General features: G+C 65.0%; 3 protein-coding genes. All 3 read left to right on the plus strand.

Annotation, left to right across the window (positions count from 1 at the left end):
* Positions 1-1,336: terminase gpA endonuclease subunit (locus tag CAG11_RS32845; protein ID WP_085600845.1), on the plus strand; the 1,336-nt coding region annotated here is incomplete at its 5' end.
* Positions 1,337-1,351: 15 nt separating this feature from the next.
* A complete protein-coding gene (locus tag CAG11_RS32850; protein WP_085600847.1) occupies positions 1,352-1,567 on the plus strand; it encodes a hypothetical protein in 216 nt (71 codons plus the stop codon).
* 2 nt (positions 1,568-1,569) lie between these two features.
* The coding region (locus CAG11_RS32855; protein ID WP_143494895.1) for a phage portal protein at positions 1,570-2,577 on the plus strand (1,008 nt) is incomplete at its 3' end.

Here is a 2,577-nt window from a genome sequence, read left to right on the forward strand (position 1 = left end):
CAAGATCATCATCGGCGGCACCCCGACCATCAAGGGGCTGTCGGCAATCGATGCTGAGCTGGAGCTGTCGGACAAGCGTATTGGCCTGGTGCCGTGTCATGAATGCGGGCAGGCCCACGCGCTGAGCTTCGAACACCTGCACTGCGATGAAGACCCGCACTATTTCCATGAGGTCTACGGCAAGCGCCGTCCCGAAACGGCGTTCTATGTTTGCCCGCATTGCAGCGCCATCTGGGACGACCACCAGAAGAACGCGAACCTCAAGCACGGCCGCTGGGAAGCGACCGCCGAGTTTCGCGGAATCGCCGGCTACATCATCAACGAGCTGTATGCCACGTTCCACGGCTCACGCTTCGAAGTGCTGATGGAGAAGAAGCTGCAAGCCGAGCATGCAGCATCGAACGGCAACATTGGCCCAATGATCGCCTTTACCAACAGCTCGATGGGTGAGAGCTACGAGTACAAAAGCAACGCGCCCAAGACCGACGACCTGGAGAAACGCGCCGAGCCCTATGCCGAGCTGACCGCGCCCAAGGGCGTGCTGCTGGTGACGGTGGGTGTGGACGTCCAGGGTGACCGCCTGGCGCTGCTGATCGTGGGCTGGGGCAGGGGGGAGGAGTCCTGGCGGTTGTACTGGGGCGAGCTACCGGGCAACCCGATAGACCCCCATGACCCGGTGTGGTCTGAGCTGGACAAGATCATTTCCACGCCGATTCCGGTCGATGGCGGCGCCCAGATTGCGGTGTCGGCGGTGAGCCTCGACAGCTCGGACGGCAACACCAGTGACGCGGTGTACACCTACGTGCGAGACCGGCAGCGCTTTAACATCATGGCGATCAAGGGCGCGTCCATCGACAGCCGGGACCGGGAGATCTTCACCAAGCCGGCGCAGTCCGCAGACACCACCCAAGACAACACCAAGGCCGCCAAGTACGGGCTGCGGGTGTTCATCGTCGGTACGCACAAGGCCAAGACGCTGATCGATGGCCGGATGCGGCTCACCGGCAGCGGGCCCGGCCGGATGCACTGGTACAGCGAGATCCGCGCGGACTATTACGAGCAGGTCACAAACGAGGTGCTGGCCCCGCATCCCCGCCAGCCCAGCAAGATGGTTTGGCAGAAGAAAGCCGGCCGGCGCAACGAAGCGCTGGACTGTGAGGTGTACGCGTTGCACGCGGCCCGCAGCCTGAAAACGCATCTGCTGCGCGACAACGAATGGGACCAGCTGGAGCAGCAGCTGCTCCAGCCCACCCTCTTTACCACCGAGCAGGCGGTAGCCCCGGTTCCACGTCGCGCAGTGACTCGCGGCAGGGGCACCCGGAGCCGCGTCGGCTAATCACTGAGGTTCAACATGACTGATGCACAACAACGCCTGGCGGAAGTCAGGGCGGCGATCTCGGCCGTCCTGAAAACCGGTCAGCGCCTGCGCCGATCTGAGCGTGAGGTTCAGCTAGCCGAACTCAACAGCTTGCGGCTGCTGGAAAGACAGTACGCCGCCGATGTTGCCGCCGAGCAGGCCGCGCTCCAGGGACGTGGCCGTAGTCGCGTTTCCTACATGGGGATTTGATCATGTGGCCATTCCGTAGCCGAGAGGCACCGGCCGAGCAACTGATGCGCGAGGCCATCAAGGTGGCCCGCGCTTCGGTTGACGGCGGGCAGATCGTCGCCCAGGGCGGCGGCGGTGGCGTTGAAACCCGTTGGCGTGGCGCCTCGCGGGTGCTGCGCAGCATGGCCAGTTGGATACCCGGCCTGGGTAGCCCTCGCCGTGACTTCAACCAGGGCGAGCGGCGCATGCTGGTGGCGCGCTCCCGCGATGCGATGCGTAATCACCTGATCGCCCGGGCAGCCGTCCTGCGGTTGCGCACCAACGTGGTGGGCACCGGCCTGGTGTGTCGGGCCCAGGTCGACCACGAAGCCCTGGGCTTGACCGAGGAGCAGGGCGACGCGCTCAACGGCGAGCTGGATCGGGTCTGGTCGCTGTACGCCGATGACCCTCGCGAGTGTGATGCCGAGGCCACGTTGAACCACTACCAGCTCCAGGCCCTGGTGCTGGTGTCGTCGTTGGTGGCGGGGGATGTGCTGGTGGCCAGCCCGGACCAGGAGCGCGCCGGCTGTGTGTTCAGCACCCGGCTACAACTGATCGAGGCCGACCGGGTGAGCAACCCGAACGGCGGGTTGGATAAGGTCGACCTGGTCGATGGCGTCGAGTTTGACGGCCTGGGTGCGCCGATTGCTTACCACGTTTGCACTGGCTATCCCGGCGAACACCTGGCCGGCCGCCCGCTGGCCTGGGAGCGGTTGACCGCCTTCGGTGCTGTGACCGGGCGCCGCCGCGTGCTGCATGTCCTCGCGGACAAGGAGCGGCCCGGCCAGAAGCGCGGCATGCCCTACCTGGCCCCGGTGCTGGAACCGTTGCAGAAGCTGGAGCGCTACAGCAGCGCCGAGCTTATGGCGGCGGTGATCTCGGCGATGTTCACCGTGTTCATCAAGAAAAGCTCCGAGTTCCCAACGAGCAATCTGCCGATGACGGCCTTGTCCGATGAACAGCCCGGGGGCGACAACACTTCGGACGGTGAG

The organism is Pseudomonas sp. B6(2017), from assembly GCF_002112765.1.
GTDB lineage: Bacteria > Pseudomonadota > Gammaproteobacteria > Pseudomonadales > Pseudomonadaceae > Aquipseudomonas > Aquipseudomonas piscis.